13 protein-coding genes and 1 pseudogene are annotated in these 12,800 nt (G+C 65.2%); 2 read left to right on the plus strand and 12 right to left on the minus strand.

What is annotated here, in order from left to right:
* Nucleotides 1–146 precede the first annotated feature (146 nt).
* The 10 genes and pseudogenes from AC1C2R_RS14780 to AC1C2R_RS14825 form a co-directional block, all read right to left on the minus strand.
* Entirely contained in the window at nucleotides 147–716 is a 570-nt protein-coding gene (locus AC1C2R_RS14780; protein ID WP_495380461.1) for a D-alanyl-D-alanine carboxypeptidase family protein, read from the minus strand.
* 196 nt (nucleotides 717–912) lie between these two features.
* Nucleotides 913–1,524, minus strand: coding sequence for a D-Ala-D-Ala dipeptidase VanX (gene vanX, locus AC1C2R_RS14785; protein ID WP_495381100.1), 612 nt, complete (start codon nucleotides 1,522–1,524; stop codon nucleotides 913–915).
* A gap of 5 nt (nucleotides 1,525–1,529) precedes the next feature.
* Nucleotides 1,530–2,552 carry a D-alanine--(R)-lactate ligase gene (gene vanA, locus AC1C2R_RS14790; RefSeq protein ID WP_495380462.1) on the minus strand — a complete coding sequence of 341 codons (1,023 nt, stop codon included), beginning with the start codon at nucleotides 2,550–2,552 and terminating at the stop codon, nucleotides 1,530–1,532.
* Nucleotides 2,545–3,591 carry an NAD(P)-dependent oxidoreductase gene (locus AC1C2R_RS14795; protein WP_495380463.1) on the minus strand — a complete coding sequence of 349 codons (1,047 nt, stop codon included), beginning with the start codon at nucleotides 3,589–3,591 and terminating at the stop codon, nucleotides 2,545–2,547. The genes vanA and AC1C2R_RS14795 overlap by 8 nt, the downstream gene beginning before the upstream one ends.
* Nucleotides 3,592–3,848: 257 nt before the next feature.
* Entirely contained in the window at nucleotides 3,849–4,925 is a 1,077-nt protein-coding gene (locus tag AC1C2R_RS14800; RefSeq protein WP_495354433.1) for a sensor histidine kinase, read from the minus strand.
* 10 nt (nucleotides 4,926–4,935) lie between these two features.
* The gene (locus AC1C2R_RS14805; RefSeq protein ID WP_495354332.1) at nucleotides 4,936–5,628 is read right to left on the minus strand and encodes a response regulator transcription factor; all 693 of its coding nucleotides are present in this window, start codon (nucleotides 5,626–5,628) and stop codon (nucleotides 4,936–4,938) included.
* Between the two features lie 406 nt (nucleotides 5,629–6,034).
* Nucleotides 6,035–6,634, minus strand: coding sequence for an IS5 family transposase (locus AC1C2R_RS14810; protein ID WP_495381101.1), 600 nt, complete (start codon nucleotides 6,632–6,634; stop codon nucleotides 6,035–6,037).
* A 103-nt stretch (nucleotides 6,635–6,737) separates the two neighbouring features.
* A pseudogene (locus AC1C2R_RS14815) lies at nucleotides 6,738–6,809 on the minus strand (transposase); the annotation flags it as partial.
* A 473-nt stretch (nucleotides 6,810–7,282) separates the two neighbouring features.
* On the minus strand, nucleotides 7,283–8,587 hold the full coding sequence (locus AC1C2R_RS14820; protein WP_495380464.1) for a Fic family protein: 1,305 nt from the start codon (nucleotides 8,585–8,587) through the stop codon (nucleotides 7,283–7,285).
* A gap of 192 nt (nucleotides 8,588–8,779) precedes the next feature.
* On the minus strand, nucleotides 8,780–9,601 hold the full coding sequence (locus tag AC1C2R_RS14825) for a CE1 family esterase (RefSeq protein WP_495380465.1): 822 nt from the start codon (nucleotides 9,599–9,601) through the stop codon (nucleotides 8,780–8,782).
* A 67-nt stretch (nucleotides 9,602–9,668) separates the two neighbouring features.
* Here AC1C2R_RS14825 and AC1C2R_RS14830 point away from each other — a divergent pair, with 67 nt between their 5' ends.
* Nucleotides 9,669–10,226: a TetR/AcrR family transcriptional regulator gene (locus AC1C2R_RS14830; protein ID WP_495354329.1), complete on the plus strand. Its 558-nt coding sequence runs from the start codon at nucleotides 9,669–9,671 to the stop codon at nucleotides 10,224–10,226.
* Complete coding sequence (locus tag AC1C2R_RS14835) at nucleotides 10,223–10,816, plus strand: MarR family winged helix-turn-helix transcriptional regulator (RefSeq protein WP_495380466.1); 594 nt, start codon at nucleotides 10,223–10,225, stop codon at nucleotides 10,814–10,816. The genes AC1C2R_RS14830 and AC1C2R_RS14835 overlap by 4 nt, the downstream gene beginning before the upstream one ends.
* Nucleotides 10,817–10,822: 6 nt before the next feature.
* On the opposite strand, the gene AC1C2R_RS14840 is transcribed toward AC1C2R_RS14835, so the two are convergent.
* Both AC1C2R_RS14840 and AC1C2R_RS14845 read right to left on the minus strand, forming a co-directional pair.
* Nucleotides 10,823–11,461 carry a response regulator transcription factor gene (locus AC1C2R_RS14840; RefSeq protein ID WP_495354327.1) on the minus strand — a complete coding sequence of 213 codons (639 nt, stop codon included), beginning with the start codon at nucleotides 11,459–11,461 and terminating at the stop codon, nucleotides 10,823–10,825.
* Nucleotides 11,449–12,696 (minus strand): sensor histidine kinase, encoded by a 1,248-nt coding sequence (locus AC1C2R_RS14845; RefSeq protein WP_495354326.1) that lies wholly within the window; start codon nucleotides 12,694–12,696, stop codon nucleotides 11,449–11,451. Before AC1C2R_RS14845 ends, AC1C2R_RS14840 begins: the two co-directional genes overlap by 13 nt.
* Nucleotides 12,697–12,800 lie beyond the last annotated feature (104 nt).

Genomic DNA, 12,800 nt, shown 5'->3' on the forward strand with positions numbered 1-12,800 from the left:
GGAGACGAACCGGTCTTTGTCTATATCGCCAGCCTTCCGCAACCGCAGCGTGACATCGCCGAGGCGGTAGACGCGCTGGCTGCCAAGACGTTGCGGAATCACCCCACTTGCGGTGGCAGCGCTCAGTCGACGATACGGTCCCGAGTTCAGCCGCGGCCGTCTGCCTTCATCGGCGGGCATGTGCCGCCCGCGGTGGTGAGCAACTCGAAATGCCAGATCTCGTTCGAGTAGACCTGGCAGAGACCCCATCGCGAGCCGAAGCGATTGAGGAAGTCCATCGCATCAGCCATCTCAAGGTCCACGGCGTGACCCGAGACGTGAGCGGAATCGGTGCCCCGCTTCGCCCATTTCGCGCCTTCCCCCTCGCTGCCGTACTTCTGAACGGCCTGCTCGAAGAGGAAGTCCTGGTAGCGCTCCGACCGCCAGCCGTCGACGATCGTGATCGAGATTCCGCGCTCGTCCTCTGCCGCCGTGTTGGCGGACCGGAGCGCGGCGAGCAGCTCCGGGGCCAGCTTGGTGACCGCGGGCTTGTCGCTGTCCAGTGTGAGTGCGTCGCCTGTGGGAATATGGCCGTCCGCGTCGGTGAGCCCGGCTGCGCTCGCCCCGGGCAGGAGGGTCTCGACCAGTTCCGGTCCAGCGGCACACGCCGTCAATGCGACGGTGAGCGCGAGCGCTGTCAGGGCGACAGCGGTACGGGCGCCGCGGCGGTGCTTCATCGGTGCTGTTCCTTCGATTCGCCGGGTGTGCCCGGAGCGGCAGCCGACTGCGTGGTCCCCGTGACGGGAGCGACGGCGGTGGGTGATGGGGTGCTGGAGCAACCGGCCAAGAGCAGTGCGGCGCCGATGGCGGTGACGGACGCCAAACGTCGGGGAAGAAGCGGGTTCATGGAACTCCTCGGTTCAGTCGTTTTGGTTACGACGCAATGGGAAAGTCGAAATAGCTGTTGGGGTAGGGTTCGTCGCGGAGAACGTAATGCCACCATTCGTGGGTATACGGGTCGAACCCGCTGTCTTCCATGACGGAACACAGAATCCGGCGATTTTCCGCGTCAGTCTCCGCAACTCCTTGTGCCCCGTGATGCGAACGCTGATCCATGAGGTCGTGACCTCCGCCCATGGATGCGAGCTCCCCGGTGTCCAGCCTGTAGAGCGTCAGGTCAATGGCGCTTCCTCGGCTGTGGCCGGATTCCGGTGCGACGTACCCATTGGTGAACATCGCCGCCCGGTCGATGTTGGGGTAGAACCTCTGTTTTGTGCGCCCGTCGTCTGGTTGTTCCGACCATTGCATGAAGCGATTGACCGCGCGTTGGGGACGGTAGGCGTCCCAGATCAGCAAGCCGAAGCCGAGCGCGGCTGCCCGGGTCTTCGCCGTTCGAAGCGCCTCCGCCAGGGCAATTGAGCCCACTACGCGGTTGACTTCATATCCATCGACGGGCAGTCCGGTGAAGTTGTCCCAGGTCGCGTACTTGGCGTCCCACCGGACACCGTCCAGCACTTCGTCCAGAAAGACGAACCCGCGTTCCATCATGCTCACCGCCCCATCGCCAGCGTGATGCAGCGGTCGATCAAGTCGGAGAAGCTAATGCCGGCCGCGGCCATCATGCGCGGGTAGCGGCTGTACGAAGTGAATCCGGGCATGGTGTTCACTTCGTTGAGCACGATACGTCCGTCCTCTTGCAGGAACATGTCCACGCGGGCAAGACCCGTGCAGCCGAGTACCGCATAGATGGACTTGGCCGTTTCCTGGATCTGTGCACGCGTCTCGACCGGTAGATCCGCGGGAACAGTGATGGTCGAGTTTTCGGAGCCCTTTTCGGGCTCGGCTTCCTGATGGATACGGAAGATGCCGTGCCGGAGCTGGATCTGATCCACTTCTCCGACGATCAGCTCAGAACCGTTGCCGAGCACCGCGCAGCCGACCTCGATGCCCGAGATTGCCTGCTCGAGCAGTACCTTGTTGTCGTATTGGCGCGCGGTCGCGATGGCGGCGTCAAGGTCGTCGGGGTTATCGACCTTTCTCACGCCGAACGACGAGCCTGAACGCGCCGGCTTCACGAAGACGGGGTAGGCGAGTTGGTCTGGCGCTGCAGTGCCGGCGCGGTTCAGGACAATGAATTCAGGGGTGTCGATTCCCGCGCTTCTGGCGACGGTGTGCGCCAGCGACTTGTCCATGCAGATGGCCGAGCTTTGAATGTCGCAGCCCACATAGGGGATACCGGAAAGTTCGAGCAGGCCCTGCACCGCACCGTCTTCACCCGATTTGCCGTGCAGGACCGGGAAGACCGCATCGAGACGGACGGCTTGGTCGTCCACGACCAGTAGGCCGTGTGTCTTCGTGTCCGGTGAGATCACCGCTCGGCGGCAGTCACCGGCCTCCCAGTCCGGGCTCGGCCGCTCGCAGATTTGCCAGACACCGGATCGGGTGATGCCGATGTAGATCGGCTCGTACTTTTGGGTGTCGATGCCCGCGGCGACCTCCATCGCAGACTTGACCGATACGGCGTGTTCTTCGGATGCGCCCCCGAACAGGATCGCGATTCTTGGCTTAGTCATTTGACCGGCCCCTTTCGTAATTCAGGCAGTTCATGAGGGTCATCTCGACGGTGTCGTACAGCGCCCGCTCGGTGTAGTAGGCGGTGTGCGGCGTGATCACGACGTTGGGTAGTGCCTGCAGCCTGGGCAGGAATGGATGATCGGCCGCCCGCTCTGCACAGTCGAAGTAGAAGTGCCCTTCCTCGCCCTCGAGGACGTCCAGCCCCGCGCCGGCCAATGTTCCGCGCTCCAAGGCTGTAATCAGCGCGTCGGTGTCCACGAGCGCCCCGCGTCCAGTGTTGATAAGGAACGCGCCGGGCTTCATCATTTCGGTCTCCTCGCGCCCAATGAAGTGGTGCGTGTCCGCATTCAGCGGCAGGTGAAGCGTGATCAGGTCGCTTTCGCGCAGCAACTTGTCGAGCGAAGTGCGGTTCGCCGGTGGTGCAGCGCTCGGGCGGTTGCCGTGTGCCAGCACGCGGCAACCGAAACCCCGCAGCCGCTCGATGACGGCACTACCGATATGGCCGTCCCCGACTACGCCGACCGTCATGTCGCGTAGTTCTCGGCCTCGGATGTGGCCCAACCGAAAATCGTTTCGTTCCGCCGCGAGGATGGTTTCCTTCGCGTTGCGGATCACGATCAACATCAGCATCAGGGTGTAGTCGGCGACCCCGTCCGGCGCGTATACGACGTTCTCGATGGTGATACCGAATTCGTCGGCGGCGTGCAGGTCGATGTGGTCGAAGCCGATGCTGCGAGTGGAGATGTGCTCAACGCCAGCTGCCTTCAGCGCACGAAGCGTTGACCGGGAAATCTCGGATTTGTGTCCCACACTGATGCATCGGTCTCCCGGCCCGGCAATGGCGCCAACTTCCGTGAGCACAGCGGCCGTGATCGTCGTGGTGACCCCGAGACGCAGTGACAGTTCATTGAACGCATCCGCCTCATCCTGCTCGCAGCCGTAGACGGTAATGCCGACACGCGGAACAGGCTGACGGTCGAGGATGGCGAGGGGGCCGGCGCTTCGGCTGCTGTTCCTGCTGGTTTCGCTGTGGGACATGCCACCAGTCAAGACGGCGGGATGTTCCCAGCCCGTATGAGGATTTCGATATGTCGGCAATATCAACCGGCGGGTGGGTCAGATTCGCTCGACCAGTTCACCGGCCCTGGCAGGCGAGCTGCACCCCTGAGCTCCGGCCTTAATGTCGGCGCTCGGAATCAGCAGCGGAAGACCATCAGTGGTCTCGAAGTCCACTCGATCGAGACGCCGCGGACGTCAAGGATTGGCCCCGACAGCTCAGCGCTGTCACACTCGTGTCATCTGCGATTGTGCAGCGGAGCGGCCGGCAAGTGTGCCGTGGCGCGTAGTCCGCCGTCGGGGCGCGGCACGATGGTGAGCGTCCCGTCGTGGGCTTGGGTGATGCTCTTAACGATCGCCAGACCGAGGCCGACGCCCGCATGGTCGCTGTGTATCCGTTCGGTGCCGCGCTGGAACGGTTCGGTGAGTGTTGAGACCAGTTCCGGCCTGAGCTTCTCGCCGGTGTTCTCAACGGTGAGCACGACGACGTCGGGGCCGGTGGTGGTACTCAACTGCACGGTGCCGTGTTCCGGCAAGTTGTGCACGATGGCGTTGTGCAGGAGGTTCGTGGTCATCTGCAGCAGCAGCGCGTGCGAGCCAGTGGCAACAGCGACGTCCCCGGACGTCTCGATCGTGACGCCTCGCTTCTCCGCGAGGGAGAGCAGTGTTTCGACGGCTTCTTCGGCGATGAGCGACAGGTCGATGTGTTCTCGGGTAAAGGCGCGCTGGTCAGTGCGACTGAGGAGCAGCAGCGCCTCGGTGAGGTCGATGGCTCGGGTGTTGACGGCGTGGAGACGTTCGATGAGGTCGCCGGTAACGCTCGCCGGATCGTTTCGAGCGACTTCGAGCAGCGTCTGGGTGATTGCCAGCGGGGTACGGAGTTCATGGGACGCGTTGGCGGCGAATCGCTCCTGTTCGGCGACGTGCGCTTCGAGCCGTGCGAGCATCGCGTCGAAGATGTCCGCGAGTTCGCGGAACTCGTCGTTGCGACCTTCCAACTCGATCCGATGCGCCAGTGATCCGTTCGCCGCCCTGCGCGTGGCATCCGTGATTCGTGTCAGCGGAGCGAGCATGCGGCCGGCGAGTATCCACCCGCCGAGCAGACCGAACAGCAGCAGAAAGAACAGGGTCCAGGCCGCAGGCGGGACGAAGGCGCGCACGAGGTCGCCGCGGTTGGGCACGAGCGGACCGGGCCCCGTGATCTGATCGTCGGGCACGTAGCGCAGGAGGAATACCCACACGACCGCGAGCAGAAGGACACCCGTAACCATGAGGAACCCGGCGTAGCTCAGAGTGAGTTTGAGTCGGACGCTCAGCCCAGGCTGCCTAGCCACGAGCGTCTCCTTCAGCGCCGTCCGTTCCTGCATCGATGCGGTAGCCGACGCCGGGGACCGTCGCGATGATCCAGGGTTCGCCAAGACGCTTGCGTAGCGCCGAGACGGTGATCCGCACGGCATTGGTGAACGGATCGGCATTCTCGTCCCATGCCTGTTCGAGAAGTTCCTCAGCACTGAGCACCCCGCCCTCAGCCGCGACGAGCACTTCGAGCACGGCGAACTGCTTCCGGGTGAGCGCAACGTAGCGACCGTCGCGATAGACCTCGCGGCGAAACGGGTCCAACCGTAGGCCCGCGATCTCGCGCACGGGCGGCCGATGGTGTGCGCGTCTTCTGTCGAGCGCCCGGAGCCTGAGCACGAGCTCTCTCAGTTCGAAAGGTTTCGTGAGATAGTCGTCGGCGCCAAGTTCGAACCCCGACGCCTTATCATCGAGCCGGTCAGCAGCGGTGAGCATGAGAATCGGCATACCACTGCCGGAAGCGACGATGCGCGCGGCAATCTCGTCACCAGACGGGCCGGGGATGTCCCGGTCGAGCACAGCGATGTCGTAGGCGTTGATGCTCAGCAGCTCAAGAGCGGTATCACCATCAACGGCGATGTCGGCCGCGATTGCCTCCAAGCGCAAACCATCACGAACAGCTTCCGCCAGAAAAGGCTCGTCCTCGACGATCAACACGCGCATGCCCCCAACCCTACGAGGCGGCACATATCGACGGCGTACTGAAACACGGCCTGCGATTCGATCACGCGTAACCTACCGGCTGAGAAGCTGACCCATTCAGAGTGATCACTTCGGGGCTTATTCGACTATGAGTCGGACCAGTCGGGCCCCTATTCATAGCTGGTTGGCGCGCAGCGAACTCCCTTACAAGACGTCCCGGCCGGGTTTGGATGTGTGCGCGTCGGAGGTGAGAAGCGTGAGATGTTCGCCGCGGCAGATCAAACGACGACTGCGGTCGCCGAGGCGTGGGTTCGGGTTTGGTCGGCGCCCGAGGGCACTTTGCCCCGAACATTCACGACAGATATTGAGACGAACGCCCCTATCGGTCGGCAGAACTCTCATTCCTATCCACTGACGGTAGGGCCGGCTATGGCAACCAGGTGAGGATCGCGGCGAGGACGACGGCACCGCGATAGATGACGGCGTGACGGTCGTACCTGGTGGCGAGGCCCCGCCATTCCTTCATGAGGTTGAACGCGCACTCGACGGTGTGCCGGCGTTTGTACTGCTCCCGGTCGTAGCTGACAGGGAGGCCGCCTGCGGTGCCGCGTCGCCGCCGGTTGGCTTTCTGGTCGCGTTTCTCCGGGATGACGGCTCGGATTTGGCGACGGCGCAGGTCAGCGCGGATCGCCCGCGATGAGTACGCTCGGTCCGCGAGCACCGCGACCGGCCGGGTCCGTGGCCGACCGACGTCGGGTCGCAGCACACGGACGTGGTCCAGGAGCGGGAGGAACATTGGCGAGTCTGCGGCCTGCCCCGGGCCGATGAGGATCGCGAGCGGACGACCTCGGCCGTCGACGGAGTGGTGGATCTTCGTGGACAGGCGGCCACGCGACCGGCCGATGGCGTGATCCGGTGGCTCGGTGCGGGGATTCCTGTGATTCGACATATCTCCCTGTGACCCGGCCGAGCCTTGTTGCGTGCTGGTGTGCGCGGACGATCGTGGAGTCCACGCTGACCGCCCAATCGATCCCGCTGACCGAGTCCGCGACGGTCATCAGGGTGGCGAGGATTCGGTCCCAGGTGCCGTCTACAGAGAACCAGCGGTGCCGCTTCCACACCGTCTGCCACGGCCCGAACCGTTCCGGCAGATCCCTCCACGGCACACCGGTCCGGTACCGGAAGATGATGCCCTCAACCACCGACGGTGATCACGCCACGGACGACTCCGCCCCGCCGGATGCGGCATCAGAACCTCGAGCCGTTCCCACTGAGAATCCGAGAGTTCACGACCACGAGCCACCTGACCAGCATCCCGCACCGACCAGCCCCTTCGCGACTTGGGAGACGCTCCCTAGTGCCCGGCATCGGCGGCAAAAGGCGGTAGACCCCGCAGCCAGACTGGACGGCCCAGCACCCGCCTCTATCTCGTCGGCGCCCGAAGGGACCCGCCAGCGGGCCGTCAACCTACCCGGATGCTGCCCGCCCCACGCGAAGCGACCCCATTGGGCACCGGCCATGTAGCGTACGTCCCTGCAGGTGCGACAACGATCTCACCGGCCCGATCCCGACGATCACGATTGCCGGAACGATCATCAGCGCAGCGCAGCGCATCGCAGCGCATCTGTTGATGCCGACTGCAACCCCCTGATCGAGGCTCGGGAGGCGGCATCCGTCAGGTGAGGCTGCGTCCTCCGTGCGGGGGCGGCTGCAAGCGACCGAACTGGCCGATCTCGGGTAGAGGCGGTCCCTGCTTCGGTCTGCGTCCGGCCGTGTCACCGGCTCCGACGCGGTTGCTGCGCTCGGTGATTGCGACGAGCGCGAGGTGCCGGTCTGCGGTCCAGCAGATGAGCCGTCCACGCTGGTCCTTCGTACGGCCGAGGATGCCGGCGTCGGCCAGTTCGACCAGAGCGTTGTGCGCAGCGGTCGTCGAGACGCCGTGCTGCTGGGCGGCTGACTCGACGGTGAGGACGGGTTCGGTCGCGAGCCTGTCGAGGATGCGGCCGATGACGGCGCCGCGTCGCGGGACCGCGGGGCTGTGGCCCTGGGCTCGGCGGTGGGCGATGAGTTCCTCGCGCGTGCGTTCATCGAGCGCTGCGACGTCGGCGGACAGTCGCACGGCGTTGCCCGCGGCACGCTCGGTGGCCTGGGCGAAAGCGATGACCCAGTCGTCGAGTTGTGGCGGGTCGGCGCGGAAGGCGGTGAGACCGGCGATGTACGCGTTGGTGTCGCCCGCGAAGACCGTGCTGATGGGGATGAGGATGTTTCGAAGCGCGTCGGCCCGGTGGAGCACTGTATGGATGAGTGCACGCCCGGTGCGGCCGTTGCCGTCGATGAAGGGGTGGATCGTCTCGAACTGCGCGTGGGCGATCGCGGCGCGCACGACCGCGTTGCCGGTCGTCTCGGTCACGAAGCGCGCGAGATCTGCGACCAGCCGTGGCACTTCGGTTTCCGGCGGTGGGATGAACTCGGCGCGCAGGGGACTCCAGTCCGGACCACCGACCCAGTTCTGCTCGGTGCGCAACCCCGGCTCGAGCGTCGGCTCGATGGCGTGCTGCAGGCCCTCGATGTCGGCCACGGTGATGGGCCGGGAGCGATCGGCGAGCGCGGCGATGGCGGCTTCGGTCGCGCGCACGTTGCCGACCACGTCGAGCGCGACCCGGCTGCCCTCGCGCAGTGCCTCGGCGATCGCCAGCCGCTTCGGGCTGATGCGGTTGCCCTCGATCCACGACGACGAGATGCTCTCGGACCGGATCAGCAGGTGGTTCAGGTAGGCGCCGCGGGACCCGATGCGCTCGTCGGCGCGCGCGAGCACCGCTACTGCGTCTTCGGCAGCCGACCGCGCTTCTCCACCGAGGAGTAGGAGCGCGGCCCCCAGTTCGTCGGGGACGAAGGCGCGATAGTGGCCGGGAGCGCGATCCTTGCGCCCGAGCTGACCAGCGTCATCGGGGTCCCATACCCGTTCGATGAATGTCGGCATCGAGGCCTCCTCAGGTGGGCGGAATTCACTGGTAAATCAATCTTAAGGTATCTAACATTGATTTCGGCCAAGAATGGCCGGCGGCGCGCTGTTCAGGTGCTTCTCCCGATCGACAGCCGGGCATAGTCAAAGTCCGGCTCGCCCGCGGCCCGCCGGCGCCCGGCCTCGGGCGCCGCGCGGCCCGTCACGGCCTCATCGAGCACTGCCCGGCTGTCGTGCCCGTGCGGTGATACCGAAGAAGCGCTCAATCTCCTCGCCCAGATCAAGATCCTGGTGTGATGGCCCGATGACGAGCCGACCGGGCGACGTTGTGCGGTTCGGAATCACATGGCCGGTTCCGATCTGCGTCACGAGGCGAACGCCGTCCCAGTCGGTGCGTTCAAGATCACCGTCGCGGCGAGTGACGGGTTCCGTCGCGGGCGCATAGCGACGGGCTGTCGCCTGAGCGGACTGTACTCGCCCGCGGGTGCGGCCGAGAATCTTGGTCGCTCCACCGTCGTAAGGCACTATCGGGTCGGCTGTTCCGTGCAGGAGGAGGGTCGGGATCGCGGCTGGTCTGACATTGACGAGCGAGAAGTCGTCGTCGAGGGGCAGGCCTGCGGCAACGATCACAGCACCAGCGAGGAGGGCGGGTTTCTCTCGCAGGACGCGATGCAGAAGCTGACCACCGTTCGAGTATCCGATGGCGATCGTGGGTCGGTCGAAGCGTCGGACGACTGCGCTCACGAATGAGACGTCGTCGATATCTGCCTTTTGCGCCCGCGATATCTTCTGCCTGCGGGCATCGTTCCACGCCCGGCCGTGGCCGTTCAGATAGATGAGGTCAGCGCCGATACGCTCGGCCAAGGCGTCAAGGGTCCGACCGCTGAAGCGCTGCATCGTCCGGCCTTGTTGTGACGTGCCGTGCAGAGCGAGCAGCAGTGGTGCTTCGCTCAGGGGGAATGCGGGCGTGACATGGATGTAGCTGCGTCGGTGCCCGCCGGCGTCGATCGATTCGTTGCGCTGAGTGGTCATGGTGTCATGCTAAACGCAAAACCGGATACATTATCCGTTTCGGTGAATGATCTATTAAGCTGAATGCATGACCGCACTTCGCCCCGACGCCTCTCGCAACCGCGAGCGGATCCTCGAGGCCGCGAGAATCCTGCGCTCCGACGGCGATGCCCTGCACCTCAACGCCGTGGCACATCGCGCCGGCGTCGGAGTCGGGACGGTGTATCGCCACTTCTCGTCGAGCGAGGTGCTGATGGAAGCGCTCGTCGAGCACCGATTCCTGGAGATGGCCGACGCTGCTCGAGCGGCGGCGACCGACCCTGACAAGTTCGAAGCCATCCGAACGTTCATCGCCCAGTCGATGCAGATCTACATCGACGACCCGGATTTCGCCGGCGCTGTCTTGGCGTCAACGGCGGCGCGCGAGGAGACGCGTGCGCTTCGCGCTGATCTCTTCGCGGCATTCTCGACCTTGGTCTCTCGCGCCGCTCAGTATTTCCGGACAGATCTGGAGCCCGCCGACATCATGATTCTGCTCTGTGGGTTGGGCTACTCCGCACGATTGCGACCCGAACGCGCCTCCGACTACCTCGACGTGCTTTTCGACGGGATCGTCGCACCACCCTTCGCTAACCTTGTTCCATGACCGGATCCGGCCCTGATCTCGCGCTGCTCCTGCTCGCCAGCTACCGCAAACTCGCCGATACCGCGGTGCTCGGACTGGCGGCACGCGGGTTCGAAGACGTACGACCCTCATTCCACTACGCGATGACCGCGATCGACCTCGGGGCGGGGAGCGCGTCGGAGCTTGGCCGGGCGCTCGCGGTGAGCAAGCAGGCGGCGGCCAAGACCATCGCGCTTCTCGGCGAGCGCGGTTGGGTGGCGATCGAGGATGACGCGCTGGATCGTCGGCGCAAGAAGGTCACGGTGACGGATGCGGGTCAGCGGCTGATGCGCGAGGGCGCTTCGATATTCGACGAGCTGCGAGGGGAGTGGGCCGCGCAGGTCGGCGCGGAACAGCTCGACCGCCTCGAGGATCACCTCGCGGTGTTCGTTGGCGATGACACGATCCGGCTGGACGCCCCAGGCTGGGTCGCTGACGCGATGGTCGAGCATCCCGAGCCGCGCGTCGTTCCGCACCCGAGCGACGCAGGGAACGGGCCAGTGACGAAACCACCCGCGCCGAGGGTGTCGATGACCGGCCCTGTTCGAATGGATGCCGGTGAAGAACCATAGCCTCCATCAGGTTCGCAAATACGCCAGCACGGCGAGAACGCGACGATGGCCGCTGTCGCTGGTCGACAGCCCGAGCTTCGCGAAGATGTTGCCGATGTGCTTGCTCACCGCTGTCTCGCTGACGAAAAGTCGCCCGGCGATCGTGGTGTTGTCGAGGCCCTCCGCCATGAGCCCGAGCACCTCCCGCTCTCGCGGGGTGAGCGATTGGATCGGGTCATCTGCGCGACGCCGGCTCAGCAGCTGCGAGATCACCTCCGGATCCATCACGGTGCCGCCGTCGGCGACCCTGCGCAACGCGTCGGTGAACTCAGTGACCTTGCCGACGCGTTCTTTGAGCAGGTAGCCGAGACCGCCGGCGCCCTCTGCCAGCAACTGTCCCGCATAGCGGTCCTCGACGTACGCGGAGAGGACCAGCACCGGAAATCCCGGTCGCCGCCGGCGCGCGACTTCGGCCGCCTTCAGACCCTCATTCGTGAACGTGGGCGGCATCCGCACGTCGAGCACCGCAGCATCCGTATCGTCGAGCAGCGCCAGAAAGTCGTCGGCATTGTCGACCGCCGCCACCACATCGAAGCCCTCACTGCGCAGCAACATGGCGAGTCCCTCGCGCAGCAAAGCATCGTCTTCGGCTATCACCACCCGCATGGCAGTACCACCCTCATGTTCGTCGGGCCGCCGACCGGGCTGGTCAGCAGCAGCGTTCCTTCGAACGCCTCGATGCGGCGACGGATGCCCGCGATGCCGCCGCCCGGGCGCTCGACCGCGCCGCCGCGTCCGTCATCCTCGATGACGATCAGCAGGCCCTCGACCCCCACCGATGGATCGTACCGAACGGAGACCGTCGCTCTGGTGGCGCCGCTGTACTTGTTGAGGTTCGTCACCGCCTCGGCGACGATGTAGTACGCCGCGGATTCCACGGCGGTCGGCACCCGGTCCAGTCCGACCACATCGAGGGAGCAGGGCACGGACGAGCGTCCGGCCACCGACGACAGCGCGCACTCCAGCCCGAGCTCATCCAGGATCGGCGGATAGATGTCGTGCACCATGGTGCGCAGCTCGGCAAGCGCATCCGTTGCGGCTTGCTGCGCACGCTGAAGCTGCGGGAGAGCGTCACCCGGGCTCGTCTCGAACGACCGTTCCGCCATCCCGAGCATCATGACGACACTCACCAAACGATTCTGCGCACCGTCGTGCAGGTCTTGCTCAATGCGCCGCAACTCAGACGAGTGTGCGTCGAGCGCGGCCGCGCGGCTGGCCGTCAGCGCCGTGACCCTCGCGGCAAGTTCGTCCTCGCGGCTCGGGGTCAGAATCTTGTTCTGCGCCCACCTCTGCGCAAATGCCAGCCCGGGAACGATCCACCAGGCGAGGAGGGCATAGCCAACGGCGACAAGGGGCGTCCAGGCGGCCGCGGCCCACGATGTCACCGGAAACGGACTCGATATGGGGTCGTTGGAGGGCGCCAGATACCAATACGCGGGGACGATGAGCGCGTTGACGGCGGCGAGCGGCAATGCGATGGTCAGAAGATTGACGAACGGCACGATCGCACCGTGCCCGATCAGCCACAGTAGATCCCTACCCGTTGACCGCGAGAAAGCGATGCGCAGGCTCTCGGTGAAGGTCGGATCGGCCGGGATCGGACTGTATGCCGACTCGACGTCCCTACGGGAGTTCGGTGCACTGCGAGTGCGCGCGCGTGATGCCCACCATCGCAACGGTCGCACGATCAGCGGCACGATGAGCCATCCGCCGCTGAGCACCAGCAGCGGCATCAGGATCACGCCGATCACCACGAATGCGAGCGAAACGAAACCGGCTCCCAGTTCGACGACCAGATAGCGCAGGGCGCGCCACCATCGTCGAAGTCGGTCGCGGCTCATCCGTTCAGTCTGCCGTAGTGCGCGCGCGCAAGGGGTGGAGCCAGCCACACCATTAACTGGGTAGCGGCCAGGATCGTTGCGGCGAGCGGCAATCCGTAACGTCC

This window comes from Agromyces sp. Y182, from assembly GCF_059445385.1.

Bases quoted from the DNA above. Each gene is read 5' to 3' on its own strand.
- AC1C2R_RS14780 (WP_495380461.1), bottom strand. From the start codon at position 716: ATGAAGCACCGCCGCGGCGCCCGTACCGCTGTCGCCCTGACAGCGCTC.
- vanX (WP_495381100.1), bottom strand. From the start codon at position 1,524: ATGGAACGCGGGTTCGTCTTTCTGGACGAAGTGCTGGACGGTGTCCGG.
- vanA (WP_495380462.1), bottom strand. From the start codon at position 2,552: ATGACTAAGCCAAGAATCGCGATCCTGTTCGGGGGCGCATCCGAAGAA.
- AC1C2R_RS14795 (WP_495380463.1), bottom strand. From the start codon at position 3,591: ATGTCCCACAGCGAAACCAGCAGGAACAGCAGCCGAAGCGCCGGCCCC.
- AC1C2R_RS14805 (WP_495354332.1), bottom strand. From the start codon at position 5,628: ATGCGCGTGTTGATCGTCGAGGACGAGCCTTTTCTGGCGGAAGCTGTT.
- AC1C2R_RS14820 (WP_495380464.1), bottom strand. From the start codon at position 8,587: ATGCCGACATTCATCGAACGGGTATGGGACCCCGATGACGCTGGTCAG.
- AC1C2R_RS14825 (WP_495380465.1), bottom strand. From the start codon at position 9,601: ATGACCACTCAGCGCAACGAATCGATCGACGCCGGCGGGCACCGACGC.
- AC1C2R_RS14830 (WP_495354329.1), top strand. From the start codon at position 9,669: ATGACCGCACTTCGCCCCGACGCCTCTCGCAACCGCGAGCGGATCCTC.
- AC1C2R_RS14835 (WP_495380466.1), top strand. From the start codon at position 10,223: ATGACCGGATCCGGCCCTGATCTCGCGCTGCTCCTGCTCGCCAGCTAC.
- AC1C2R_RS14840 (WP_495354327.1), bottom strand. From the start codon at position 11,461: ATGCGGGTGGTGATAGCCGAAGACGATGCTTTGCTGCGCGAGGGACTC.
- AC1C2R_RS14845 (WP_495354326.1), bottom strand. From the start codon at position 12,696: ATGAGCCGCGACCGACTTCGACGATGGTGGCGCGCCCTGCGCTATCTG.